Origin of the sequence: Catellatospora sp. NPDC049111 (assembly GCF_040648615.1) — a bacterium.
Lineage (GTDB): Bacteria > Actinomycetota > Actinomycetes > Mycobacteriales > Micromonosporaceae > Catellatospora > Catellatospora aurea.
The window spans coordinates 11,949-36,542 of record NZ_JBEZEB010000008.1 but is presented as its reverse complement, the minus strand read 5'-3'; the positions used below and the strand labels follow the sequence as shown (position 1 = coordinate 36,542).

Here is a 24,594-nt window from a genome sequence, read left to right as displayed (position 1 = left end):
CGGCGCTCCCGCCCTGCTCAGGCACCATCGGGCGTTAAGAAGGGCACCTTGTGCAACGCGGAGCGTTAAGAAGGTGCCCTTCCTTTGCCCGTCAGGCGAGGGACTGGACTACTTCGAGGGCGGAGGTGACGTGTTTGCCGATGTTGGCCTGGGAGGAGAAGACGTTGCGGACCACGCCCTCGCGGTCGATGACGTAGGTGACCCGGCCGGGCAGCAGGCCGAAGGTGGCCGGGACGTCGTACGCCTTGCGGACCTCGCCGCCCGCGTCGGCCAGCAGCAGGAACGGCAGCTTGTAGCGCTGGGCGAAGCCGTCGTGCGACTCGACGGAGTCGGAGCTGACGCCGATGACCTGTGCGCCGGCCTCGGTGAAGACCTCGTAGCTGTCCCGGAAGGAGCAGGCCTCCGCGGTGCAGCCGGACGTGTTGTCCTTGGGGTAGAAGTACAGGACGACGGTCTGCTTGCCCCGGAAGTCGCTGAGTCGCACCGTCTCACCGCCCTGCGAGGGCAGCTCGAAGTCGGGAGCCACCTCGCCCACCTGCGGACCACGTGCCTTCGCCATGCCTGCCTCCACTGTCACCGGAACATCCACCGTAGGACCCGAATCGTATTCGTGTCCGCCCAGGTCGAACACCGACCCCGGCGCGGCTGTTCCCACCACCGGCGGCCGGAGGGCCGATACGCAGCGTATCGGCCCTCCGGTCCTGCTCAGCCGTTCTCAACTGCAGGTGACGTTGTTCAGTTTGAAGGCGGTCGGGTTGGTGTTGGTCCCGCTGTACGTGGCCTGGAAGCCGAAGCTCGCCGTCCCGTTCGTGGCGATGCTGCCGTTGTGCGCCACGTTGCGCGCCGTGACGTTCGCCCCGCTGGCCGTGACCGTGGCGTTCCAGGCGTTGGTGACCGCCTGGTTGCCACTGTACGTCCAGGTCAGCGTCCACGACGTGATCGCCGGCCCGCGGTTGGTGATGACCACCGACACGACGAAGCCGTTGTTCCACTGGCTGTCCACCTTGTAGCTCACCGAACAGGCCCCGGTGCCCTGGCTCGCCGACGGTGACGGCGAGGGCGGGGTCGACGGCGAGGCCGAGGGCGACGGCGGAGCCGACGGGGACGGCGAGGCCGAGCGCGACGGCGACGGCACCGTGGACGGGCTCGGCGGCGGGCTGGTCACGATGCCGTTCTGGGCCAGCGAGTACGCCAGGTCCGGCACGAACTGCCCCGCGCTCGCGGCGCAGCCGTCGGCCTCGCCCGGCGGCTTGATCCAGATGAACGCGTCGACGGTCGACTCGTTGGTGGCGGTGGTCGGCGCCTGGCCGGTGCCCCGGCCGGACGGGTCGCACCACTCGCTGCCCAGCGGGCCCTTGCCGTTGCGGGCGGTGTCGATGACCTGGTGCAGGTTGCCGTTGCCGAGCGCGTTGAGCACGTTGCGGCCGAAGTTGACCTCGTCGGCGGTCCAGCGGAAGTTGGACGCGTTGGAGTAGAAGCCGGCCGCGTTGGACACACCGGCCGCCTGCAGCCGCGACGCGGTGTCCGACGCGCTGTTCCAGGCCGAGTGGCCCGCGTCGAGATACACCTTCGCGTTGGAGTTGACCTGCTTGAACTTCGTCACGGCGTAGCTGAGCGCGGAGTTGCGATCGGCCTTGTCGCTCGACGACAGGCAGGTCTGCAGGGCCAGCGAGTCCGGCTCGAGGATGATCACGGCGGTGCGCGTGCCGAGACCCGCGGCGAAGCTGTCGATCCAGGTCCGGTAAGCGCTGATGGTGGGCGCGCCGCCCGCGCTCGCCCCGCCGCAGTCGCGGTTGGGCAGCATGTACGGCACCAGCACCGGGATCTGGTTCACGCTGTTCGCGGCGTTCACGTACGACGTGACCTGCGACTGGATCGTGCTCAGGTTGTAGTTGGCGAACCAGCGGGCCTGCGGCTGGCTGCCGATGCGCTGGCTGATCAGCGACGCGCGCGAGTCGTTCGGGTTGGCCGCGAGCCACTGGTTCACGCCGGACGTGGGGTCGCGGTAGAAACTGCCGCTCAACGTGCCTGCGGCGGCTTCGGTGCTCGCCAGCAGCACCCCCGCCAGGGCGGTGGCGGCGGTCATGGCGGCGGCCGCGCCGAGCGCGACCAGGCGGCGGTCGGCCCTGCGGCGGTGGTGGTGCGGCGATGACGTGAGATCGGGGGTCAACGCACTCTCCTAGAGACGTCTGTGATGCGGTCGACGTGCAGATTCCTGCCCGGACACGGCTACGACAGACGTCACGGCCTACGCCACCCGTACGAACCGAATGGTTCTGCCCTTCGCACGGCGGCGCCTCAGCTCCACCCCCATCATTCCCTCCCCTCGCGAGGAAAGGAAGGGCACCTTCACATCGCTGTATGTGGAGGAAGGGCACCTTGTTAACACTCCACCTGCTCTGAGCAGGCATGAAGCGGTCCGCGTCAGGCTGGGCCGAGCAGCCAGAGGATCAGCGTGAGGGTGCCCATCGACAGCAGGCTGGAGAACAGGATCGCGTCCCTGCTCAGCGCGGTCGAAGCACGGAACTCCGACGCGTACACGAAGGTGTTCTGGGCCGTCGGCAGGCCCGCGACCAGCGTCACCGCCAGCAGCGCCGCGCCGTCGAGGCCCAGCAGCCAACGCCCGATCAGGTACGCCGCCACCGGCTGGGCGACCACCTTCAGCAGCACCGCCGCGGTGACCTCGCGCCCGGGCAGCCGCCACGCCGACGCGTCCGTCTGGTGCAGCGACATGCCCAGCGCGAACAGCGCCGCCGGCACCGCCGCGCCGCCCAGCAGCTCCAGCGGCCGCAGCAGCCACTCCGGCGGCAGCCACCCGGCCGCGCTCGCGGTCACGCCCGCCATCGACCCCAGGATCACGGGGGTACGCAGCGGCAGCATCGCCAGCCGCCGCCAGCGCGACGCCGCGGCGCTCCCGGCCCGCTCCTCCGCCCCGGCGCCGTGCTCCGGACCGGCCGCCAGGCGGTCCCGCTCGGCCCGGTGCGCGGAGGCGTCGAGCCGCCCGACGATCAGCGGGGTCACCAGCATGGTCTGGAAGACCAGCACCGCCATGATCAGCGAGACGTCGTCGAGGACGTACACCGCGACCGGCACGCCGAGGTTGCCCGCGTTGACGTACGCCGACGCCATCGCCGCGATGACCCGATCCCCGTCGGGGCCGGGCATGAGCCGGCGCGCGAGGAGGTACACCGACAGCCCGATCAGCAGCGTGCTCAGCGCGATGGCGGCCAGCGGACGCAGCGGCAGGTCGCCGAGCGGCACCTTGACCAGTGACGTGAACAGCACGCACGGGATCGCGATGACGAAGGTGAAGTTCGCCAGCGCCTGCTGGGTGGCCCGGGTCAGCACCCCGAAGCGCATCGTGCCCCAGCCCAGGGCAGTGATCATCCAGATCGGAGCGAACGCGGCGAACACCTGGTCACGCTAGTCCTCCGCCCGACACGCCCGCGCAGCCGGGTGCGGCACCCCCACGACGCTGCCCCATGATCGTCCGACTTGCCCGGCAAGTGGTCGTATGGGCGCTCAAGATACGCACAGGTGCCAGGCAAGTCGAACGATCGTGGCGGCGCCGGACACGCCCACCTGGCCTTTGGGGATTCGCCGGTCCTGCTCACCCCGCGCCCCGCGTCAGGAAGGGCACCTTCTACAACGCGGAGCGTTAAGAAGGTGCCCTTCCTTCGTCCCGGCCCGGCCCGGCCCGGACCCGTCAGAGCTGGGCGCGGAGGTCCTTGCGGAGGATCTTGCCGGAGGCGCTCTTGGGGATGGCGTCGACGAAGGTGACGGCACGGACCCGCTTGTACGGCGCGACCCGCTCGGCGACGTAGTCCTTGACGTCCTGAGCGCTCAGCTCGGCGCCGGGGGCGGCCGCGACGAAGGCGTGCGGGATCTCCTCGCCCTCGGCGTCGTGCCCGGCGACCACCGCCGCGTCGGCGATCAACGGGTGGCCCAGCAGCACCGCCTCCAGCTCGGCCGGCGGCACCTGGTAACCCTTGTACTTGATCAGCTCCTTGACCCGGTCGACGATGAACCAGTCTCCGTCGGCGTCGACCAGGCCCACGTCGCCCGTGTGCAGCCACCCGTCGGCGTCGACGGTCGCGTCGGTGTCCGCGCGGCGGCCCAGGTAGCCCTGCATCACCTGCGGCCCCTTGATCCACAGTTCGCCGGGCTCGCCGGTGCCGAGGTCGTCGCCGGTGGCCACGTCCACCACCCGGGCCAGCGTGTTCGGGATCAGCGGACCGACCGTGCCGGGCTTGACCCGGGTGTCGCCGTGGACCTGCGCGTGCGACACCGGCGACAGCTCGGTCATGCCGTAGCCCTGCTGCACCACGCAGCCCAGCCGGGTCGCGCAGGCCTGCGCGAGTTCGCCGTCGAGCGGGGCCGCGCCGGAGAACACGACCTGCAGCGCGGACAGGTCGTACTGGTCGACGAGCGGGTGCTTGGCCAGCGCCAGCACGATCGGCGGCGCGACGAACGCGCGGCTGACCTTCTGGTCCTGCATCGCGGTCAGGAACTCGACCAGGTCGAAGCGCGGCAGCACGATCAGCGTCGCGCCCTTCGACAGGGCCATGTTCATCAGCACGGTCAGCCCGTAGATGTGGAAGAACGGCAGCACCGCCAGCACCTTGTCCGCGGGGTCGTATTTGACTACCTGCTGGGTCTGCGCGATGTTGGCGACCAGGTTGCGGTGGGTGAGCATGACACCCTTGGCCACGCCGGTGGTGCCGCTGGAGTACGGCAGCACGGCCAGCGCCGTGGCCGGGTCGATGTCCACCACGGGCGCGGGCTCGGCCGTGGCCATCAGCTCCTGCACCGAGCGGTATCCCTCGGCCGTGTCGCAGACGAGGATCTCCTGCACCTGCGCGGCGGCGGCGCTCGCGCGGTCGAGGAACGGCGACACGGTGACCAGCAGTTTCGCCCCGGAGTCGCTGAGCTGGGTGGTCAGGTCCTTCGGGGTCGCCAGCGCGTTGACGGTGGTGACCGTCGCGCCGGCGGCCAGCGCGGCGTGGAACACCACCGGATAGAGCAGCGTGTTCGGGCTGAACAGGGCCAGCACGTCACCCGGCCGCAGCCCGGCCCCGGCCAGCCCGGCGGCGAGCCGGTCCACCATGTGCGCGAGCTGCGCGTACGTCAGCGTCTGCCCGGTGCGGCCGTCGATCAGCGCGGGATGGTCGCCGCGGGCCGCCGCGGGTCCGATCACGAGCTGCGGGACGGAGACCTCGGGGATCTCGACGTCGGCCATGGGGCTGGAAAAGGGCATCGTCGCCTCACTCTCGTACGCGGTGCACGTCGAAGTTCCGTCATCATGCGTGCACGTTCACCGTTCGGCAATACCCCGGCAACGGTCGGCGACGATCCGGGCCGGTCCGCCGTCGCGCGTCGCGATGATCGCGGGACCACCCTGCGATACAACTAGCACGAGGCCGTGAGCTGCGCTTTCGTCGCGCGCTCGGGTGCGGCCGACTCATGTCGCAACCATGCGGGGGAACGTACATGCGACCTGTCACGACAGGACTGCGCGCCCTGGGGGCCGTCGCCGTCACCACCATGATCGCCCTGGCGGCGCCACATGCCGTCTGGGCAGAGGATGTGAAAGGCGGTGGCAGCCACGCCGGCGGCAGCCACGGCAAGCCGAAGCCCAGGCCGCAGGCGCCGGTCGCGGGCGTCGAGTCCTGGGGCTTCAACGACTCCGGCCAGCTCGGCGACGGCACGCTGATCACCCGGCCGAGCGCCGTCAGCGCCGCCGTGCCGGATGAGGTCCTCGACGTCGAGGGCGGCGGCCGGTTCAGCCTGGCGCTGCTGCACAACGGCACGGTCAAGGCGTGGGGCGACAATGAGGACGGCCAGCTCGGCGACGGCACCACCATCGACCGCCCGATCCCCGGCTCCGTGCCGAACGTGCGCGGGGTGAAGGCCCTGGCCGCGGGCGGGGCGCACAGCCTCGCCCTGTTGGGCAACGGCACCGTGCTCGCCTGGGGCGACAACGCCCGCGGCCAGCTCGGCGACGGCACCACCGACGACCGCACCACCCCGGTCGCCGTCACCGGGCTGACCGGGCTGAAGGTCGTCGGCATTGCGGCCGGTTCGCAGTTCAGCCTGGCGCTGCTGGCCGACGGCACGCTGCGCGCCTGGGGCGACAACCGCTCCGGTCAGCTGGGCGTCGGCGAGGTCAGCCCCGACCCGCAGACCACGCCGGTGACGGTGGGCGGCCTCGCGGGCGTACGGGTCAAGCAGGTCGACGCCGGCGACAGCCACGCGCTCGCGGTGCTCGGCAACGGGACTGTGCGCGGCTGGGGCGAGAACTCGCGCGCCCAGGTCGGCACCGGCACCGCCAGCACCGCCCCGGTGCCGACCCCGACGCCGGTCGTCGACCTCACCGGCGCCAGGACCGTCAACGCGGGCGGCTTCTCCAGCCTCGCGATCCTGGCCAACGGCCGGGTGAAGGGCTGGGGCGCGAACGGCGACGGCCAGCTCGGCCTCGGCACGACGGCGACCCCGCAGCTGCGCCCCGCCGAGGCGGTCGGCCTCACCGGCGTCGTCGACATCTCCACCGCCGGGTCCGGAGCGGGCCTCGACGGCGGTTTCACCGTCGCCATCAGCAACGGGATCATCAAGGCCTGGGGCGACAACTCGTCCGGGCAGGTCGGCATCGGGTTCACCGGGTTCGACCCGGTGCTCGTTCCGGCGACCGTGGTGACCGGCCTGGACAAGCCGAAGGACGTGTCGACCGGCTTCCAGTTCGCCCTGGCCACCTGAGCGGACATGGCGAAGGGGCGGCACGCCACGCGTGCCGCCCCTTCCGTCGTACCTGGTCAGCCCTCGCTCTTGTCGCCCTTGCTGTGCTCGGCGAGGAAACGCTCCAGCTCCGCACCCAGCTCGTCGGCCGTCGGCAGCGGCGCGGGCTCGGTCAGCAGGTTGCTGCCCCGGCCGCGCATGAAAGCGTCGTACTGCTCCTCCAGCGCCTTGACCACGGCCGCGGCCTGGTGGTTGTCGGTCAGCTGGCGTTCGATCTCGGCGCGCACCCGGTCCCCGGCCTCGCGCAGGTCCTCGGTCGGCAGCAGCAGGCCGGTGGCCCGCGACACCGAGGTCAGCAGCAGCTCCGCGGCCTGCGGGTACTCGCTGTCGGCGAGGTAGTGGGGCACGTGCGCGGCGAAGCCCATGGCGTCGTGCCCGGCCTCGCCCAGCCGGTACTCCAGCAGGTTGGTCATGCTCGCCGGGACCTGCACGTCGGCGATCCACGGCTCATGGCCGACCACCAGCTCGGGCCGGGTGCCGTGGGCGGTGATGCCCGCGGGGCGGGTGTGCGGCACGGACATCGGGATCGCGTGCACGCCGATGGTCAGCCGCACCTGGAGCTGCTCGATCAGCCCGGTCGTGGCGGCCACGAACCGCTCCCACTGGAAGTCCGGCTCGGGACCGGTGAGCAGCAGGAACGGGGTGTCGTCGTGGTCGCGCAGGGCGTGCAGCTCCAGTTTGGGCTCGTCGTACGCCTCCCAGTGGTCGGCTGAGAAGTGCATCAGCGGACGGCGGGAGCGGTAGTCGTAGAGCTGGTCGAGATCGAACTCGGCCACCACGGTCGACTCCAGCGAGTCGAGCAGGTGCTCGCGGGCGAGCTTGCCGGCCGAACCGGCGTCGACGAACCCGGAGAGCGCGTGCAGCAGGACCGGCCGGCCCAGCTCGGGCAGTTCGTCGGTCAGCTGGTAGAGCTTCTGTGGGTCGAGCACGTCGTTCGCCTCCTGCAGATGGTCGTTCCACCGGAGCCAACAACGCGCACGGGGAGCGCATTCCTGTTCCGGAACACCATCGTTCCGGATTCCCGCATCGCCGTCTACGGAACCCCGTTCCGCAGGGGGATACGCCGGGCGCGCAGGCGGGCGCGCCCGGCGTACGTCAGCTCAGGCTGCCACCGTAGCGCCGAGCTGGCGGGCCGCCTCGTGCGCCTCCGCCTCCTCCGGCAGCGCCTGCTCCTTGCGTCCGAGCCCGCCGAGGCCGACCAGGGCCAGCCCGATCAGCGCCCACGAGGCCAGCACCCAGGCCGCCGGACCGCCGCCCGCACCGCCGAACCAGGCGGCCGAGCGCAGCAGGGTCGCCCCGGCCCCGATCGGCAGCCATTGGCCGACCTCGCCCCACGGCTGCGGCAGCAGTTCGGGGGCCGCGCCGACCGCACCCAGCGCGTTGCCGACCAGCAGGATCAGCACCGCGCCGAGGCCGATGCCGCGCGGCCCGGCGACGCCGGCCAGGCCGTGGATCGTAGCGCTGATGGCGAGGGTGATCAGCGCGATGACGCCCGCGACCGGCCACCAGTCGCCGCCGACGACACCGAGCCAGGTCTGCAGCACAGTCGCGCCGGCCGCGCCGGACAGGGCGGCGAAGGCGAGCAGCCCGACGAGCCGCGCGGCGAAGCCGGCCACGACGAAGTAGAGCGCGATCGCGGCCGCCATGGACGTGATAACCAAGGGGAAGAAGCCCGCCGCGAAGCCGCCGCCGCGCGGGTCGTCGGGGCCGAGCGGGGCGAGGTCGGTGACGGTCACCGGGGTGCCGGTGCTCGCGCCGAGCTGCGCGGCGGCGGCGCTGAACAGGCCGGCCACGGCGGGCGCGGCGGCCGAGGCGGTGCGCAGGGCGACGCCGCTCGGGCTGAGCACGAAGGCGGCGTACGCCTCGCGGTCCAGCACCGCCGCGTCCGCCGCGGCGGCGTCGGCGACCGTGGTGACCTCGAACGCGCCCGGGCTCATCGACTCGATCTTGGAAGTGAACGCCGCTACGGCCGGGGCGGGACCGGTCACGACGACGGGCAGGTCACGCGGCTCCACGTTGGCGGCGGGCGCGGCGAACAAGGGCAGGAGCAGGGCCTGCAGGGCCATCACGCCAACGGCGACGGCCACCGCCAGGACCGCCGGGGGCGGGGTGCGGCGCATGGTGGATCTCCTTAAAACGAATGTTCGTTCTCTTTGGCGCAACCATGCGCCCGCTCCCTGCCACCTGTCAAGAACGATCGTTCGTTTTACGATGAGAGCCATGCCACGCGTCTCCGAAGCCCACCTCGCCGCCCGCCGCCAGCAGATCCTCGACGCCGCTCGGGCCTGCTTCGCGCGCAACGGCTTCCACGCCACCTCGATGCAGGACGTGATCTCCGAGGCCGGGCTGTCGGTCGGCGCGTTCTACCGCTACTTCAAGAGCAAGGAGGAGCTGGTCACCGCCATCGCCGAGCAGGTGATCGGCCGGGTCAGCGACCTGCTCGACGAGGTGCGCGCGATCGACCCCCCACCGCCGATCGAGGACGTGATGCGCCGCCTGCTGCAGACCGTCGACCCGCAGTTCAGCCCGGAGGGCGTGTTCCCGATGGCGCTGCAGGTCTGGGCCGAGTCACTGCGCAATCCGGAGCTGGCCGCGTTCGTCCGCACGATCTACGGGCGGGTCCGCGGCCACTTCGACGAGATCGCCCGCGACCAGCAGGCCGCCGGGCGGCTGCCCGCCGACGCCGACCCCGAGGCGGTCGGCGCGGTGCTGTTCAGCATGGTGCCCGGATACGCGTTGCAGCGGGTGCTGCTCGGACGACCCGATCCGGACACCTTCCTCGCCGGCATCACGGCACTGCTGCACTCTCCTGACAAGAACTGAGACCCGGCCATACGGCTGTGACCTGGGTGACCGCTGCGGTTCATGCGCGCTTTGTTGACTGATGACTCAGTCAGCAAGTAACCTTGCGGGGAACCGGGAGGGGTGTCGGCATGGCCACGCGGGCCGCAGGGCGCAGCGAGCAGGTCTGGATCACCATGGACGACGGTGTCCGGCTTGCCGCGTCCCTGTACCTCCCCGCCACCGACGCCCCGCAGCCCTGCCTGCTGGAGGCGCTGCCCTACCGCAAGGACGACATCACCTCCTCGTACGCCGAGGAGTACGAGCGCCTGCGCGACGAGTTCTCGTACGCCGTATGCCGGGTCGACCTGCGCGGCACCGGCTCCAGCGAGGGCATCGCCGTCGACGAGTACCCGTTGCGCGAACAGGACGACCTGGTCGCCGTCATCGCGTGGCTGGCCGAGCGGCCCTGGTGCGACGGCAATGTGGGCATGTACGGCACGTCCTACTCCGGGTTCAACGCGATCCAGGTCGCCATGCGCCGCCCGCCGGCGCTGAGGGCGATCGTGCCGATCTACGCGACCGACGACCGCTACACCGACGACGTGCACTACATGGGCGGATCACTGCGGCTGCTCGACGTCGTCGACTACCCGACGTACATGATCGCGATGAACGCGCTGCCGCCGGTGCCGTCGATCGCGGGGCCGGACTGGCGCGAACGCTGGCACGACCGGCTCGACCGCACCGAGCCCTGGCTGCTGCGCTGGCTCGACGAGCCCCTCGACGGCCCCTACTGGCGGCACGGCTCCCTGCGCGACCCGTCTTTGGACACCGACGAGGGGTACGGCAACGACTACGCCCGGATCGCCGTGCCCACGATGATCGTCGCGGGCTGGGCCGACGGCTACCGCAACAACAGCTTCCGCACCGTCGCGCAGCTGCGCGACGCGGGCACCCCGGCGCGGCTGCTGGCCGGGCCGTGGAGCCACATGTCCGCCGAGTCCGCGCTGCCCGGACCGCATCTCGACCTGGTCGCCGAGCTGGCGCGCTGGTTCGACCGCTGGCTGCGGGGCGTCGCCAACGGGGTGGACACGGAGCCGCCGTACACCTTCTTCCTGCGCGAATCCGGCGGCACCCCGGAGCCGGACGCGGCGCAGGTCGCCGGGTCCTGGCGGAGCATGCCCGACTGGCCGAACACGACCTGGCGCTGCCCGCGGTCCGGGGCGATCGGCGGTGGCACCCGGGTGCTCGCGGTGCGCGCCGACACCGGCACCGCGGCGTGGAACAGTTGCGCCGGGCGGCTGCCCTGGGGCCAGCCCACCGACCAGCGCTTCGACGACGCCGCCTCGCTGACCTGGGATCTCCCTGCCGAGACGGAGCCGCTGACGCTCGTCGGGCCCGGCTGGGTCAGCCTGCGCGTCGCGGCCGACCAGCCGCTGGCGAGCGTGTCCGTCAAGCTGTGCGACGTCGCCGACGACGGCACCTCGACGCTGATCACGCGCGGATTCCTCAACCTGGCCCACCGCGACGGCCACACCGAGCCGGTCCCGCTCACGCCGGGCGAGTTCACCGACGCCGAGGTCGAGCTGGAGACCTGCGCCTACACGGTGCTGCCCGGACGCCGGCTGCGGCTGTCGGTCAGCGGCGTGGACTGGCCGAACACCGTCGCGCCGCCGCGCCCGGTGACCCTGGCCGTGGACGGCGAGCGCAGCACGATCCACCTGCCCGCCCCGCAGGCCCACGACCCGGCGCCCCGCTACGACCAGGGGCAGCGCACGGTCGAGGGCGACGCGGTGGCGTGGCGGATCAGCGACGACGTGATCGACCGTGTCACCACGGCCACCGTGGAGCACGGCTCGACCTGGGACATCACCGGCGGCACCTGCACCGACCGGTACAGCGCCTCGGTCACCGTCGACCGGCGCACCTGGCGGCAGACGTCGACGTCCACCGCCCGGTTCACGCTCACCTGGGGCGAGACCAGCGTGAGCACCGAATGCGCGGTCGAGCTGACCGCCGACGCCGACCACCTGACGGTCGCGATCACGCTGCGGGCGTACGACGGCGACGCTGTCGTGAGCAAGCGCTGCTGGAACCACCAGGCGGCCCGCCGCTTCGGTTGACGCCGCTCACCGCGCCGACGTCGACCCTTTCCTTACTTCCTGCTTGGGAGCCCTTTCCATGTCCGGCCTCGCGGTCGTCACCGCTGCCCGCCGTTACCGTGCCCTGATGGCCAGCCCGGGTGTCGCCCGGGTGGCGCTGCCGTCCCTGATCGGCCGTCTGCCCTACGGCATGGCGACCCTCGTGTTCATCCTCGCCGTCCAGCACGGCACCGGCTCGTACGCCGTGGCCGGCATCGCCACCGGCGCGCACTCGGCGATCACCGCGTTCACCTCGCCCTGGCTGGGCCGGCTGTGCGACCGCGGGCACGCCGTCGCGGTGCTGCGGATCACCGGCGTGCTTTACGCGCTGCTGCTCACCGGCATGGTCGCCGCACTGTGGACGCACCAGCCGGTGGCCCTGATCATCGGCCTCGCCGCGCTGGCCGGAGCCGCAAACCCGCCCGTCGGCGCGGTCACCCGCGTCGTGCTGCCCGGCCTGGCCCCCGCGCACGTGCAGACGGCGTACGCCTTCGACGCCATCACCGTCGAGCTCACCTACGTGCTCGGGCCGATGCTGATCGCCCTGGTCACGGCGGCCACCAACCCGTACGTCGCGGTGATCGTCACCGCCCTGCTGGCCACCGTCGGCTCGCTGGGCCTGGCCGCCGCACCCGGGCTGACCGCCCGCTACCGCGAGGTGCGCACCGCCGCGCTCGCCGCCGCGGCCACCACCTCGGACCTCAGCTCCGCCGCGCGCACCCGCGCCCTGCGCGCCAACCGCCTGATGCGGCTGAGCCTGGTCGTCGTGCTGGTCGTCGGAGCGCTGGAGGCGGCCGCGTACGGCGTGATGGAGGTGGCGATCCCGAAGTACGCCGCCGACCTGGGCGCGCCGCAGGCCGCGGGTGCGGTGGTGGCCGCCTGGAGCGCGGGCTCCATCGTCGGCGGTGTCTGGTTCTCCGGCATGAACCCGAAACTCGGCCAGGCGAAGCTGTTCGCGCTGCTGCTGTGCCTGAACACGCTCGGTTTCGGCGCGATGCTGCTGGCCTACGGCCTGCCCAGCCTGGCGCTGATCCTGTTCCTGGGCGGCATGGTCATCTCCCCGACCACGGCGGTCGAGTGCGCGCTGGTCACCCGGATCGCCCCCGCCGGGCGCAGCACCGAGGCCTTCACCTGGGTCGGCACCGGCATCTACGTCGGCTTCGCGGCCGGCTCGTCGATCTCCGGCCTGATCATCAACCAGGGCACCAGCCTGAGTGTCGTCATCCTGATCGCCACCGCCATGGTCGCCACCGGAGCCCTGCTGGCCATCGCCGCCAGCCGCCGCATCGCCGCCGACGCCGCCGCCAACCCCGACCCCGCAGCCCTCCCCGCCCCCGCCGCCGCCCACTGACCCGCGGCCCGCAAGATCGTCCGAGTTGGCGGATGGTGGGGCATGGACAGGCGTGCGTTAGGGTTCAGCGGTGGCTCGACGAACTGCCGAAGTGCGCCTGGACGCGCTGCTGCGCACCGCAGTGGACGTGATCGTCGAACGCGGCTTCGCCAACACCCGCACCGCCGACGTCGCCAAGGCGGCCGGGGTCAGCCAGGCGCTGGTCTTCTACCACTTCACCAGCAAGGACGCGCTGCTGGCGCAGGCGTTCGCGTACGCCGCCGAGCAGGACATGGCCCGGCTGCACGCGGTGATCGACTCCAACGCGTCGTCCGTCGAGAAGCTCAAGAAGCTGGTGAAGCTGCTCGCCCCGACCGGGCGGTCCAAGTCCTGGATGATGTGGATCGACGGCTGGTCGGAGGCGCTGCGCACCCCTGAGCTGGAGAAGGTGTCGCGCCGCATGGACCTGCGCTGGAAGGAGGGCCTCACCGAGGTCATCGCCAACGGGGTCGCCGACGGCTCGTTCACCTGCGACGACCCGGCCGGCGCGGCCTGGCGCATCAACGCCATCATCGACGGCCTCGCCGTCCAGCTCACCGTGCACGAGAAGGCCATCTCCCGCAAGCAGGCCTTCGAATGGATGCGCATGACCGCCGCCCGCGAGGTCGGCCTCGACCCCGCCGCCCTCGCCTGACGGCCCCGCCGTCGCACGGCCGGGCCGTCGCGCACTTTCCGGGAAACTGCACGAATCAGCGCCCCCATTGCCGCAGTTTCCCCGCAACTGCCGCGTCCCGCGGCTCAGTCGCTGATCACCACGCGGAGGGCGCCGGTGCGGGTCTCGCCCGCTTCGATGATCCGGGTCCGCTCGTAGGCCCAGGCCGCGCAGACGCCCGGATACCCGGTCGAGCCCTCGGTGGTCCGCACGAACCAGCGGTCGCCGTCGCCCAGACCCGAGAACCGCAGGGTGTACGCCGCCCCGCCCGACTCGCCCCGCCACACCAGCTCAGGCTCCGCACTCCCGTTGACCTGCTCCTCACCGGACAACTCCCCCGCGGTCAACCCCAGGTTCGCCCCCGGCGCCACCCGCCAGAAGCACCCGCCGTAGCCGGCCCCGCCCGGCCGCCCGTTCGTCGCGGGGCTGCCCAGCGCCACGGTCTGCTCGGCGGTCAGCGCCCAGGCCAGGTCCAGCGCCCAGGACCGCTCGTCGAGGTGGGTGGCCGCCATGGTGCGCCGTTCCGACAGCAGCACCTTGCCGTCCGCGGCGCGCCAGGCCAGCCGCTGGGCGAACCCGTCCGGCCGCACCTCGTCGAAGCCCTCGCCGGTGATCGACCCGTGGTCGTCGAGCCAGGTGTACCCCTGGTCGCGCACGTACGTACGCCCGCCCCAGAGGTTGTTGCGGTTGACGTCCTGCATGGCCAGCGACAGGCCCAGGTGCCACCGGTGGTCGGCCGGCAGCGTGTCGGTGACCACGGTCCCGGCGAGCGTCCGGATCGGATGCAGGTGGGGCCGCGGCCCGAGCGTCGCCTCGATCCCCAGGCCCGAGCGGTATTCCGCGACCACCCGTCCCGCCACCGTGAACTCCACGCGGACCCGCCACCTCTCCCATCGCGGAAAGCGCTTACCGCATGTGAGGTTAGCGGGTTCCGGTGATGCCCGCCAGGGTGGCGACCGTCAGCGGGCCGAGCGTCGGGAGGTGGTAGCCGCCCTCGTGCACGGCGACGACGGGCAGGCCCAGCTCACGGACCAGCTCGCCGGTGCGACCGTAGCCGTCCTCGGTGACCTGCAGCGGGCTCTCCGGGTCGTCCTTGGCCGCGTCGACGCCCAGCGAGAGCACCACCGCGTCGGCCCGGTCGCCGATGAACTCGACCAGCTCGCGTACCCCGGCCAGCCAGCCCTCGTCGCCGGTGCCCGGGGCCAGCGGCACGTTCAGATTCGCGCCTTCGCCCGCACCGGTGCCGGTCTCGTCGGCGAAACCCGCGTAGTGGGGGAACCAGCCCTCGCCCGGGTCCACGTGCACCGAGGTGTAGAGCACGTCGGCGCGGTCATAGAAGATCGACTGAGTCCCGTTGCCGTGGTGGGCGTCCACATCGACCACGGCGACCCGGGCCACGCCCGCGCGCCGCAGCGCGAGCACCGCGACGGCGGCGTTGTTGAGGTAGCACGATCCACCGAAGCCGCTGCGGGTGGCGTGGTGGCCGGGCGGGCGGCAGATGGCGTACGCGGCCCGCTCCCCCGCGGCGACCAGGTCGGCTGCGGTCGCGGCGGCATGCGCGGCGGCCCGTGCCGCGGGCCAGGTGCCCGGACCGACCAGGGTCATCGTGTCGTAGCAGAACTGCCCCGCCCGCGCGTGCGTGGCCGTGGGCCGGCGCACCGGCAGCCCCTCCAGCATCGCCGGCGTCGGGAACACGTACGGCACCACCCGGTTCTGATACTCCAGGTAACCGCCCTCGGCCCACTGGCCGTAGACGCCTTCGAGGTGCGCCAGCAGTTCCGGAGTATGGGTCTGCGCGAGCAGCTCGTCGCCCAGCGGCCGCGCCTCGACCAGCCGCGCCCCGGCCCGCACCAGCGCCGAGCGCAGCACGGTGGCCCGCTCGGGCAGCTCCGTGCCGGGTGTGCGCACCCCGATCCAGATCTCCGCGTCCGGCACGTGCCGCAGCACGTCGTCGCTCCACACCACGGGCAGGTCCAGCTTCGCCATCCCGGCATGATGCCAGCGCAGGCAGCCCTCGACGGGGATCGTTACTGAGTCGAGACTCAGTTAGGCTGCGCCCATGCCTCGTGTTGACGACCTCGGCATCACCATCGGTGAGCTGCCCAGCGGCCCCAGCCGCTCCATCCTCGACGTGCCCGGCGTGGGCGTCGGCCACAGCACCGTGTGGCGGGACGAGGAGCCGCCGCCGGCCGGACGGGGTGTCGCCCGCACCGGGGTGACCGTGCTCGACCCGGGCGGCAACGCGTTCCGGGAGCCGATCCCGGCGGGCGGCGCGATCCTCAACGGCGCGGGCGAGTGCACCGGCTTCATGTCCGCGCAGGAGTGGGGCCTGGTCGAGACGCCGATATTCCTGACCTCCACGATGCAGCTGGGCCGGGTGTACGACGCCGCCTGTGAGCTGCTGATGGAGTCCGAGCCGGGCATCGGCGACGACGACGTGGTCATCCCGGTGGTGGCCGAGTGCGACGACAGCTTCCTGTCCGAGTCACGTCGTATGCAGGTGACCCGCGACGACGTGGCCGCCGCGCTGGACGCCGCGCGGGCGAGCGCCGCCGCGGCCGAGGCCGACCGCGCGGCGGGACGGCCCACCGCCGAGCCCGCCGAGGGCGCGGTCGGCTCGGGCACCGGTATGAGCTGCCTGGGCTTCAAGGGCGGCATCGGCACCGCGTCCCGGGTGCTGCCGTCGGGCCACACGCTGGGGGTGCTGGTGATGACCAACTTCGGCGAGCGCGGTCGCCTGACGGTGGCCGGTGTCCCGGTCGGACAGCTGCTGCCGCCCGCGCCCGCCCCGACCGCCCCGCCGGCGGGCTCCTGCATCGTCATCGTGATCACCGATGCGCCGATCGATCCGGCGGGCTGCCAACGGCTGGCCCGCCGCGCCGGGCTCGGCCTGGCCCGCACCGGCTCGACCGCGCACCACGCCAGCGGCGAGATCTTCCTGGCCCTGGCCACCGGCCTGCGCGCCCCGCGCGGCACCGCCTCGACCGTCATCCCGCTGCAGGGCCGTCAGCTCGACCCGTTCTTCGCCGCCGTGGTCGAGGCGACGGAGGAGAGCGTGCTGAACAGCCTGCTCAATGCCCCGACGGTGGTCGGCCGCGGTGGCAACACGTCGGAAGGCCTGCCCGTCGAACGTGTCGCCGCCCTGCTCGCCCTGCACTCGTAGGCCGATCGCCGCCCCGACCCCCGCACTCGCGGTCGCCCGCGCAGGGCCGGACACCCGCCAAGATCGTCCGACTTGCCTGGCACCTGTGGAAAAACGCGCTTCAAGATACGCACAGGTGCCGGGCAAGTCGGACGATCAACAAGGTGAACGGACCGTTGACCGTGAGTGAAACGTCCCGGTAGGGTGAGCGACCGCGATGGAAAACGTTTTCCATCGCGTTACCATCGGGCCACGTACCCGCACTCGCCCATCGGAGCCGGACATGTCCTCACGACACGAACACCCCTGGTGGCGTGACGCCGTCATCTACCAGGTGTACCCGCGCAGCTTCGCCGACGGGAACGGCGACGGCCTCGGCGACCTCACCGGCCTGCGCGAGCGCCTGCCGTACCTGCGCGACCTCGGCGTCGACGCGGTCTGGCTGAGCCCCTGGTACGTCTCCCCGATGGCCGACGCCGGCTACGACGTGGCCGACTACCGCGACATCGACCCGGTCTTCGGCACCCTGGCCGAGGCCGAGCGGTTCATCACCGAGGCCCACCAGCACCACCTGCGGGTCATCGTCGACATCGTGCCCAACCACTGCTCCGACCGGCACCCGGCGTTCCAGGCCGCGCTCGCCGCCGGACCCGGTTCGCCGGAGCGCGAGCTGTTCTGGTTCCGCCCCGGCCGCGGCGAGCACGGGGAGCTGCCGCCCACCGACTGGGGCTCGCACTTCGGCGGCCCGGCCTGGACCCGGGTCCCCGACGGCGAGTGGTACCTGCACATGTTCGCCCCCGAGCAGCCCGACTGGAACTGGGACAACCCGGCTGTGCCCGAGGACTTCCAGACCACGCTGCGCTTCTGGCTCGACCGGGGCGTCGACGGGTTCCGCATCGACGTCGCCGACCACCTGGTCAAGGACGCGGCCCTGCCGGACGTGGCCACGCTCGGTCCCGACATGATCCGGCCCTGGCGCGACCAGGAGGGCGTGCACGAGATCTACCGCGAGTGGCGCAAGATCGCCGACTCGTACCCGCAGCGCGGGGTGTTCGTCGGCGAGCTGTGGGACGACGACCCCGACCGGTTCACCCGCTACCTGCGCCCGGACGAGCTGCACACCGGCTTCAACTTCCCGTTCCTGTCCTGCCCCTGGGACGCGGCCGCGTTCCGCGACGTCATCGACACGACGCTGGCCACGCATGCCATGGTCGGCGCGCCCGCGACCTGGGTGCTGTCCAACCACGACGTGGTACGGCACGTCACGCGCTACGGCCGGGCGCACACCGCGCACTCGTTCGACGACGCCAAGCACTTCGAGGCCAGCGACCTCGCGCTCGGCACCCGCCGCGCCCGCGCCGCCGCGCTGCTGACCCTGGCGCTGCCCGGCTCCGCCTACGTGTACCAAGGCGAGGAGCTGGGGCTGCCCGAGGTCGAGGACATCCCCGACGCACTGCTGCAGGACCCGCGCTGGCTGCGTTCGGGCTTCACCGACCGGGGCCGCGACGGGTGCCGGGTGCCGCTGCCCTGGTCGGGGGATACCAAGCCGTACGGCTTCAGCCCGGACGGGGCGGCCGCCGACCCGTGGCTGCCGCAGCCCGCGAGCTGGGCCCGGCTGTCGGCCGCCGCGCAGACCGGGGACCGGCGCTCGATGCTGGAGCTGTACCGCCGCGCCCTGCACCTGCGCCGCACCGAGCCCGACCTCGGCGACGGCCCGATGCAATGGCTGCCCGCCCCCATCGGCGTGCTGCTGTTCCAGCGCGGCGACGGCTTCGCCTGCCTGGTCAACCTGAGCGACACCCCCGCCGAGCTGCCGCCCTACGAGTACCTCCTGCTCACCAGCGATCCGCTGGAGGACCTGAAGGTCCCCCCGAACAGCGCCGTATGGATGCGCGTCGCCTGACCCTGCCCTGACCCGTCTGCCCGCCCACCCGAGGCGGGCAGGTACCACGACCATGCCCTGAACACCCTGGAGCGACCGCATGAGCGCACACATCCTGGTCGTCGGCATCGACGGAGTCCGGCTGGACACCGCACGCGCGGCGCACACCCCCCACCTGGACACGATCGAGCGCGAAGGGTGGCTGGCCGAGTTCGAGCTGAGCACCGACGCGCCCACCCTGTCCGGGCCGACCTGGGCGTCGGTCGCGACCGGGCTGTGGCCGCGGGTGCACGGCATCTACGGCAACGTGTTCTCCGGCCACCGCCTCGACGCCTTCCCCGACGTGTTCACCACGGCCAAGCGCCGGGGTTTCACCACGTTCGTCGGGGCGAGCTGGGCCCCCCTGGTCACCACCGCGTACGGCGGCCCGATGTTCGCCTCGCCCAGCCTGCTCACCTTCGCCGACGGGCACACGCTCGGCCACGACGCGGCCGACCAGCAGGTCGCCGACGCCGCCGCTCGGGCCCTGGGCCAGGGCACATTCCACGCCTCGTTCGTCTACCTCGGCGAACCCGACGAGGTCGCCCACGAACTGGGCACCGGAGCGCAGTACACGGCCGCGATCGAGCGCGCCGACCACCGCCTCGGCCAGGTCCTCGACGCCGTCCGCGCCCGCCCCCGGTACGCGCAGGAGAGCTGGACGGTCCTGGTCGTCACCGACCACGGGCACCGGGACGAGGGCGGCCACGGCGGCCGCAGCCGCTGGGAGCGCACCGCGTGGCTGGCCGCCTGCGGCGCGGGCATCGGCGCCACGCCGCCCGCCGACGTCAGCCACGTCTCGGTCGCCCCGACCGTGCTGGCGGTGCTCGGCCAGCCCCTGATCGGCGAGAGCCACCTCGCCGGGACCTCCCTGATCCCCGAGCGCCGCCCGGCGACGGTGGCCTGACGTGTCCCTCACCGCTTTCGCCCTGGTCGCCGCCTCGGTGCTGTGCCACGCGACGTGGAACCTGCTGTCCAAGCGGGCCGCCGTCGCGGGCACCGTGTTCGTCGCGGTCTGGTCCGTGGTCGCCGCGCTGATCTGGGCCCCGTTCGGCATCTGGGCGCTGGTCACGGGCTGGGACTCCCTCGGCTGGGGCAGCCTGGTGCTGCTCGGCGGCGCGGCGCTGCTGCACACCGGCTACTACCTGCTGCTGCAGCGCGGCTACGCGGTCGGCGACCTGTCGGTGGTGTACCCGGTCGCCCGGGGCCTGGGCCCGGTGCTGATCTGCGCCGTCGCGGTGCCGTTCTTCGACGAGGACCCCGGCCTGCTCGGCTGGGCGGGCACGCTCGCACTGTCGGTCAGCGTCGCGCTGATCGGCAAGCCCTCCCCCGACGCCCTCAAACGCAAGGCCCCCATCCTGTACGCGCTGGCGACGGGCGTGTTCATCGCCGCGTACACCCTGTGGGACCGCAACGCGGTCGCGGTCGCCGCGCTGTCGCCGATCCTGGTCAACTGGGGTGGCGACACCGGCCGGGCGCTGCTGCTGGCCCCGTGGCTGTTCCGGCACCGCACGAAGGTCAGGCAGGTGTGGCGGGAGCACCGGCGCGAGGTGTTCGGCACCGCGATCTGCTCGCCGGGGGCGTACATGCTGGCCCTGACCGCGATGACGATGGCCCCGGTGACCGTGGTCGCGCCGCTGCGCGAGGTCAGCGTGCTGCTGGTGGTGTTCCTCGGGGCGCGGTTCCTGGGCGAGCGCGACATGTGGCGGCGGCTGATCGCCGCGCTCGGTGTGGTCGTCGGCGCGGTCGGCGTCACCCTGGGCCGCGGCTGACGTGCTGCTCGTCACGGGACGGCGCGGCCCGGATGACGGGACAGCACGCCTGGTAGATCAACCTTTTGAGTAACCTGTGCGTATGAGAATCGGCATTGTCGGAGCCACGGGCCAGGTCGGCGGCGTCATGCGCCGGGTGCTCGCGGAGCGCAAGTTCCCCATCGACGAGCTGCGGCTGTTCGCCTCGTCCCGGTCCGCCGGGCGCACCCTGCCCTGGGGCGACGGCGAGGTCACCGTCGAGGACGCGGCCACGGCCGACTACACGGGGCTCGACATCGTGCTGTTCTCCGCCGGCAAGACGACCTCGCTGGCGCTCGCGCCCAAGGTCGCCGCGGCCGGCGCGGTCGTCATCGACAACTCGTCCGGCTGGCGGCTGGACCCGGACGTGCCGCTGGTCGTCGCGGAGGTCAACCCGCAGGCCGCGAAGCTGCGTCCCAAGGGCATCATCGCCAACCCGAACTGCACCACCATGGCCGCGATGCCGGTGCTGCGCCCACTGCACGACGAGGCGACGCTGACCGGGCTGATCGCCAGCACCTACCAGGCCGTCTCCGGCACCGGCCTGACCGGCGTCGACGAGCTGCACGAGCAGGCCACGGCCGTGGTCGCCGACGCCCGCGCGCTCGCCCACGACGGCCGGGGCGTCGACTACCCGGAGCCGAAGGTGTACGCGCACCCGATCGCGTTCAACGTGCTCCCGCTCGCCGGCTCGGTCGTCGCCGACGGCTCGAACGAGACCGACGAGGAGCAGAAGCTCCGCAACGAGACCCGCAAGATCCTCGACATCCCGGGCCTGCCGGTCTCCGGCACCTGCGTCCGGGTGCCGGTCTTCACCGGGCACTCGCTGCAGCTCAACGCGCGCTTCGCCAACCCGATCAGCCCCGAGCGCGCCCGCGAGCTGCTCGCGCACGCCCCCGGCGTGATCCTGGCCGAGGTGCCCACCCCGCTGCAGGCCGCCGGCCAGGACCCGACCTACGTCGGCCGCATCCGCCGCGACGAGACCGCCCCGAACGGCCTGGCCCTGTTCTGCTCCAGCGACAACCTGCGCAAGGGCGCCGCCCTCAACGCCGTCCAGATCGCCGAACTGGTCCTCGCCGACTTCTAGGGCAAAGGAAGGGCACCTTCTTAACGCTCCGCGTTGTAGAAGGTGCCCTTCCTAACATCCACCGCGCGATCGGGCAGGTCGTGTGGATGCTGTGAAGACGTGGTGTGAGAAAGGGCCGCACGGCCGTCGGGTTGGTGCAATGAAGAGGTGACCCCCAACCCCTACCGGGCTCCCCTGCTCGCCGCCCGGCCGCACGTCGTCCCGGCCGTCGAGAACCGCGCCGACGCCTTCGAGCCGCCCGCCGCCGAGCGCGGCCCGCGCCGCGTACGGCGGGTGCGCTCCGGTATAGGGACCGCGCTGGCCGGTCACGGCCTGGCCGTGCTCCTGCCGATGCTCCCGGCGATGCTGACCGACGACCCGGGCCCGGTCTTCGCCGTCTGCGGCGTAGTCGCCCAGCTGCTGCTCGCCGCCTTCGTCGTCGCCTACGGCGTCGCCCGGACGGTACGCCGCGACGGAGCCAACGCCGTCGGGCTCGTCATCGGCTGGATGGCCGGCGTCCCGGGCGCCGCGATCGTCGGGCTCTTCATCCTCGCCAACCTCGCCACCTGACCGCCCGCCGACCCAGCCGGCTGCCCCGCGGGCGCAGGACTGCGCCGTCGGCGCGTCAGAGCCGCAACGCCTGATCGATGTGGACGTCCGCCAGACCCTCGACCGGATCGACGTGGATCAGGCGGGTCGGCGCGTCCCGGCGCTCGGCCCACTCGTGGGCGGCCGCGCTGTGCAGGTCGTCGAACCACACCACGGGCCGGTCGGCGACCCAGGGCGCGATCCCGAGAAGCTTGTCCCGCCCGCTGCCGGGCGGTCCCGCGCACGGGATCACCGGCAGCCGCGGCAGCCCCAGCAGCGGCGCGAGCAGCCGGTTCGCCTCGTCCTCCCAGTACGTGGCCCAGACCAGGGTGTACCGCTCCGCCAGCCGCAGCAGCATCGCCCCGTGCTCGGCCCGGACCCGCACCAGCTCCCCGGGGAACAGCTCGTGCTCGGTGTACCCGGCCGGGCAGGCGACCGAACCGTGCGGGTTGAGCACCCCGTCGACGTCGATCAGCGCGAGCGCCTCCCGGCTCACAGCGCCCTGCTCATCACCAGCCGCGGCCCCAGCACGTCCAGGCCCAGCTCGGCCTCGTGCAGGCGCAGCTCACGCATCTGCGGGCCAGGCTCGGCCACCGGGCGGAAGCCGCGACCGGCGTAGAACGGCCCGTTCCAGGGGATCTGCGCGTACGTGGTCAGGGTCAGCTCGCGATGGCCCGCGGCCGCCGCCCACCCGCACGCCGCCGCCAGCAGCGCGGTGCCGACACCCTGCCCGCTGTGGTCCGGATGCACGGACAGCTGCTCCAGGTAGGCCGTCCCGTCGACCAGCCCGAGCCGCGCGAAGCCCACCGGCGGATCACCCACGACCAGCACGCACTCCGCATCGGCGTAGGACGGGGCGGGCGCGGCCGGCGGCAGCGGGCCGAACCCGATCGGCTCGAACACGCGGTCGGCCGCCGACTCCAGCGCCTCCAGCAGGGGCCAGTCACCCTCGGTCGCGGACCGCACCCGATACCCGCCCACTGCCCCTCCGCCGTCGTCGAAAGGCCGACGATAAGCCGACGGCAACGCTCCCGTCTCGCGATTTCCCCCACCATCGCTTGATCTAGATGATTTGTGGTCGCCCGGCGACCACAAATCATCTAGATCCAGGCAGAGCTGCCCGTCAGGCGGAGTGCAGGCCGGTCGGGGAGCCGCCGGCGGCGCCGGCGATGCCGTCGCCGATGTGGCCGGACAGCAGGCAGGCGGCCGCGTGCGGGCCGTGCAGCGGCAGCACCGGCAGCGTCTCGCCGACGCAGCGGTCGGCGATGCCCGCCCGCTGCGCGAGACCGTCGGCCAGCGCCGGGCAGCGCGGATGGAAGCGGCAGCCCCCCGGGATCCGCGACGGGTCCGGCGACTCGCCGGACAGGATCACGGGGGTACGCCCCGAAGCCTCCGGCAGCACCGACAGCAGCGCCGCCGTGTAGGGGTGCTTCGGCGCGGCCAGCACCTGCTCGGTCCGTCCCACCTCGACGATGCGCCCGAGGTACATCACCGCGAGCCGGTCGGCGATGTTCCAGGCCAGGCCGAGGTCGTGCGTGACGACCAGCACCGACAGGCCCAGCTCGTCGCGCAGCGACAGCAGCAGCGCGAGGATCTCGCCGCGCACCGACGCGTCCAGGGACGCCACCGGCTCGTCGGCGATGATCAGCTCGGGTTCCAGCACCAGCGCACCCGCGATGACGACGCGCTGGCGCTGCCCGCCGGACAGCTCGTGCGGATACCGGCCGAAGAAGCGCTCCGCGGGCCGCAGCCCGGCCTGCGCCAGCGCCTTGGCTACCTGCGCGCGCTCGTCCCCGGGCACCTTGTGGATGCGCAGACCCTCGGCGACGGCCTCGTACACGGTGCGGCGCGGGTTGAGCGCGCCCGTCGGATCCTGCAGCACCAGCTGCACCCTGCGCCGCAGCGCCTTGAGCCCCCTGCCGCTGTAGTCCAGCGGCCTGCCGTGGTGCAGCACCTCACCCTGGTACGGCCGCTGCAGGCCGAGCAGCGTCCGGGCCAGCGTCGTCTTGCCGCTGCCCGACTCCCCGGCCAGCGCGACAATCTGTCCCTTGTCGACGGACAGCTCGACCCCGTCCACGGCCCGCACCGGCGGGATCCCCTTGCCACGCCCCCCGAACCCGACGTGCAGGTTCCGCGCCTCCAGCACCGGATGCACCGAGATCTCGCTCATGCCCGCTCCTCGCTCCGCTCGTCACCAGCATGAGAACCGCGCCCGCCGATTCGCTCGCCCAGCTCGCTCATGCCCGCTCCTCGCTCCGCTCGTCACCAGCATGAGAACCGCGCCCGCCGATTCGCTCGCCCAGCTCGCTCATGCCCGCTCCTCGCTCC

22 protein-coding genes are annotated in these 24,594 nt (G+C 72.5%); 11 read left to right on the top strand and 11 right to left on the bottom strand.

Features of this window, described 5'->3' with window-relative positions; genetic code table 11:
• Window positions 1-91: 91 nt before the first annotated feature.
• The 4 genes from AB0B66_RS14275 to AB0B66_RS14260 all read right to left on the bottom strand — a co-directional run bounded on the left by AB0B66_RS14275 (window position 92) and on the right by AB0B66_RS14260 (window position 5,257).
• Window positions 92-559, bottom strand: a complete 468-nt coding sequence (locus AB0B66_RS14275; protein WP_360528350.1) for a peroxiredoxin — start codon at window positions 557-559, stop codon at window positions 92-94.
• A 156-nt stretch (window positions 560-715) separates the two neighbouring features.
• Window positions 716-2,170: a glycoside hydrolase family 6 protein gene (locus tag AB0B66_RS14270; RefSeq protein ID WP_360528347.1), complete on the bottom strand. Its 1,455-nt coding sequence runs from the start codon at window positions 2,168-2,170 to the stop codon at window positions 716-718.
• Between the two features lie 254 nt (window positions 2,171-2,424).
• Window positions 2,425-3,414, bottom strand: coding sequence for an AEC family transporter (locus AB0B66_RS14265; RefSeq protein ID WP_360528344.1), 990 nt, complete (start codon window positions 3,412-3,414; stop codon window positions 2,425-2,427).
• A 292-nt stretch (window positions 3,415-3,706) separates the two neighbouring features.
• Window positions 3,707-5,257 (bottom strand): AMP-binding protein, encoded by a 1,551-nt coding sequence (locus AB0B66_RS14260; protein WP_360528341.1) that lies wholly within the window; start codon window positions 5,255-5,257, stop codon window positions 3,707-3,709.
• Between the two features lie 233 nt (window positions 5,258-5,490).
• Here AB0B66_RS14260 and AB0B66_RS14255 point away from each other — a divergent pair, with 233 nt between their 5' ends.
• Window positions 5,491-6,753: a hypothetical protein gene (locus AB0B66_RS14255; protein WP_360528338.1), complete on the top strand. Its 1,263-nt coding sequence runs from the start codon at window positions 5,491-5,493 to the stop codon at window positions 6,751-6,753.
• Window positions 6,754-6,809: 56 nt separating this feature from the next.
• Here the strand turns inward: AB0B66_RS14255 and AB0B66_RS14250 are convergent, their stop codons facing one another.
• Entirely contained in the window at window positions 6,810-7,721 is a 912-nt protein-coding gene (locus AB0B66_RS14250) for a PAC2 family protein (protein ID WP_360528336.1), read from the bottom strand.
• 171 nt (window positions 7,722-7,892) lie between these two features.
• The gene (locus AB0B66_RS14245; RefSeq protein WP_360528333.1) at window positions 7,893-8,912 is read right to left on the bottom strand and encodes a hypothetical protein; all 1,020 of its coding nucleotides are present in this window, start codon (window positions 8,910-8,912) and stop codon (window positions 7,893-7,895) included.
• A gap of 100 nt (window positions 8,913-9,012) precedes the next feature.
• Here AB0B66_RS14245 and AB0B66_RS14240 point away from each other — a divergent pair, with 100 nt between their 5' ends.
• The 4 genes from AB0B66_RS14240 (at window position 9,013) to AB0B66_RS14225 (ending at window position 13,741) form a co-directional block, all read left to right on the top strand.
• Window positions 9,013-9,615, top strand: coding sequence for a TetR/AcrR family transcriptional regulator (locus AB0B66_RS14240; RefSeq protein WP_360528330.1), 603 nt, complete (start codon window positions 9,013-9,015; stop codon window positions 9,613-9,615).
• A 110-nt stretch (window positions 9,616-9,725) separates the two neighbouring features.
• Window positions 9,726-11,699, top strand: coding sequence for a CocE/NonD family hydrolase (locus AB0B66_RS14235; protein WP_360528327.1), 1,974 nt, complete (start codon window positions 9,726-9,728; stop codon window positions 11,697-11,699).
• A 58-nt stretch (window positions 11,700-11,757) separates the two neighbouring features.
• Window positions 11,758-13,068, top strand: coding sequence for an MFS transporter (locus AB0B66_RS14230; protein ID WP_360528324.1), 1,311 nt, complete (start codon window positions 11,758-11,760; stop codon window positions 13,066-13,068).
• Window positions 13,069-13,138: 70 nt separating this feature from the next.
• A complete protein-coding gene (locus AB0B66_RS14225; protein ID WP_360528321.1) occupies window positions 13,139-13,741 on the top strand; it encodes a TetR/AcrR family transcriptional regulator in 603 nt (200 codons plus the stop codon).
• A gap of 104 nt (window positions 13,742-13,845) precedes the next feature.
• Here AB0B66_RS14225 and AB0B66_RS14220 read toward each other — a convergent pair whose 3' ends face one another.
• Window positions 13,846-14,631, bottom strand: coding sequence for a DUF6807 family protein (locus AB0B66_RS14220; protein WP_360528318.1), 786 nt, complete (start codon window positions 14,629-14,631; stop codon window positions 13,846-13,848).
• A gap of 49 nt (window positions 14,632-14,680) precedes the next feature.
• Window positions 14,681-15,745 carry a hypothetical protein gene (locus AB0B66_RS14215; protein WP_360528315.1) on the bottom strand — a complete coding sequence of 355 codons (1,065 nt, stop codon included), beginning with the start codon at window positions 15,743-15,745 and terminating at the stop codon, window positions 14,681-14,683.
• A gap of 73 nt (window positions 15,746-15,818) precedes the next feature.
• Between AB0B66_RS14215 and AB0B66_RS14210 the strand changes: the two genes are divergently transcribed.
• The 6 genes from AB0B66_RS14210 to AB0B66_RS14185 all read left to right on the top strand — a co-directional run bounded on the left by AB0B66_RS14210 (window position 15,819) and on the right by AB0B66_RS14185 (window position 22,248).
• Window positions 15,819-16,922 carry a P1 family peptidase gene (locus AB0B66_RS14210; RefSeq protein WP_360528312.1) on the top strand — a complete coding sequence of 368 codons (1,104 nt, stop codon included), beginning with the start codon at window positions 15,819-15,821 and terminating at the stop codon, window positions 16,920-16,922.
• A gap of 262 nt (window positions 16,923-17,184) precedes the next feature.
• On the top strand, window positions 17,185-18,804 hold the full coding sequence (locus AB0B66_RS14205) for a glycoside hydrolase family 13 protein (protein WP_360528309.1): 1,620 nt from the start codon (window positions 17,185-17,187) through the stop codon (window positions 18,802-18,804).
• A gap of 79 nt (window positions 18,805-18,883) precedes the next feature.
• Window positions 18,884-19,729 (top strand): alkaline phosphatase family protein, encoded by an 846-nt coding sequence (locus tag AB0B66_RS14200; RefSeq protein WP_360528306.1) that lies wholly within the window; start codon window positions 18,884-18,886, stop codon window positions 19,727-19,729.
• 1 nt (window position 19,730) lies between these two features.
• On the top strand, window positions 19,731-20,594 hold the full coding sequence (locus AB0B66_RS14195) for a DMT family transporter (protein WP_360528303.1): 864 nt from the start codon (window positions 19,731-19,733) through the stop codon (window positions 20,592-20,594).
• Window positions 20,595-20,676: 82 nt separating this feature from the next.
• Window positions 20,677-21,699, top strand: coding sequence for an aspartate-semialdehyde dehydrogenase (locus tag AB0B66_RS14190; RefSeq protein WP_360528300.1), 1,023 nt, complete (start codon window positions 20,677-20,679; stop codon window positions 21,697-21,699).
• Between the two features lie 147 nt (window positions 21,700-21,846).
• Window positions 21,847-22,248: a hypothetical protein gene (locus AB0B66_RS14185; RefSeq protein WP_360528297.1), complete on the top strand. Its 402-nt coding sequence runs from the start codon at window positions 21,847-21,849 to the stop codon at window positions 22,246-22,248.
• Window positions 22,249-22,303: 55 nt separating this feature from the next.
• On the opposite strand, the gene AB0B66_RS14180 is transcribed toward AB0B66_RS14185, so the two are convergent.
• The 3 genes from AB0B66_RS14180 to AB0B66_RS14170 all read right to left on the bottom strand — a co-directional run bounded on the left by AB0B66_RS14180 (window position 22,304) and on the right by AB0B66_RS14170 (window position 24,436).
• Window positions 22,304-22,762, bottom strand: a complete 459-nt coding sequence (locus AB0B66_RS14180; RefSeq protein ID WP_360528294.1) for an HAD domain-containing protein — start codon at window positions 22,760-22,762, stop codon at window positions 22,304-22,306.
• Window positions 22,759-23,247, bottom strand: coding sequence for a GNAT family N-acetyltransferase (locus AB0B66_RS14175; protein WP_360528291.1), 489 nt, complete (start codon window positions 23,245-23,247; stop codon window positions 22,759-22,761). Before AB0B66_RS14175 ends, AB0B66_RS14180 begins: the two co-directional genes overlap by 4 nt.
• A gap of 142 nt (window positions 23,248-23,389) precedes the next feature.
• The gene (locus AB0B66_RS14170; protein ID WP_360528288.1) at window positions 23,390-24,436 is read right to left on the bottom strand and encodes an ABC transporter ATP-binding protein; all 1,047 of its coding nucleotides are present in this window, start codon (window positions 24,434-24,436) and stop codon (window positions 23,390-23,392) included.
• Window positions 24,437-24,594 lie beyond the last annotated feature (158 nt).